The 812-nt window shown below is 48.4% G+C and carries 1 protein-coding gene; it reads left to right on the forward strand.

Features of this window, described 5'->3' with window-relative positions; genetic code table 11:
- Positions 1–61: 61 nt before the first annotated feature.
- Positions 62–379 (forward strand): hypothetical protein, encoded by a 318-nt coding sequence (locus tag MD535_RS25705; RefSeq protein WP_237300774.1) that lies wholly within the window; start codon positions 62–64, stop codon positions 377–379.
- Positions 380–812 lie beyond the last annotated feature (433 nt).

The raw sequence follows: 812 nt of genomic DNA on the forward strand, positions 1-812 counted from the left end.
AGGGAACGTTTAAGTGCTCAGGATTTTGTTTCGATGTGCGTTTTGGCGCTTAGGGGGTCACATGACAGCTCGTTCTACGGTATCCGCTGACATATCCATGTACGTGATTTTGGTGAATTCAACCGACTTTTACTCCACCGTAAAGGCCGTCAAGGTTCATGAGATTTTGGTGAATGAGTTTGGGTATACCGACTCGTTAATACTAGAGGAAGGCAACCGAGGGAAGGGGGTGAGTATCAGTGTGTGTGATAACACTACCACCATTAAGCAGATGCGAGAAGATTACGCCTACGCCAAGAAAACGGAAAGGACGATAGAAACCACCTCCGAGCATCGCGAGTCGGCAAAGGCTTTACTCTCTTCTCTGTATGACGACTGAAGCCTGCTTATTGTGTTACGTCATCAAACACTCATAAGAGAAGGTCATTAGTGTGTCTGGATTTTGTTTCGATATTCTAGCCGTTCGCGGCATTCAAACGGGTTGTGTTTTTCGACGAGCAACGCCTTGTTCGGTCCTGTACTAAGTGGTCAACGTTATCGAGTGTGTGAGCACGTTTAGGTTCTTTTATGACAAATATGAGCGCGTCGTCGGAGGGGGAGTCCTTGGTTGAGGGGGATGCGAACATTCGGTGTGCAATCATCCAATCAAGTAAACCGAGAAAAACGCTCGTAACGAGCAGGCATTAATATTGAGTGGCGCAAGTCGAGTAACCAGCAGGGCGCCCTTTTGGTGGGGAAGGGATCTTTCTAACTGGGCGACGTGCTTTGGGTTGAGGTACTGGCTTAGGCTGTCCTTTGGCATGTTGACGCGG

Origin of the sequence: Vibrio qingdaonensis (assembly GCF_026191675.1) — a bacterium.
In the GTDB taxonomy this organism is placed as follows: domain Bacteria; phylum Pseudomonadota; class Gammaproteobacteria; order Enterobacterales; family Vibrionaceae; genus Vibrio; species Vibrio qingdaonensis.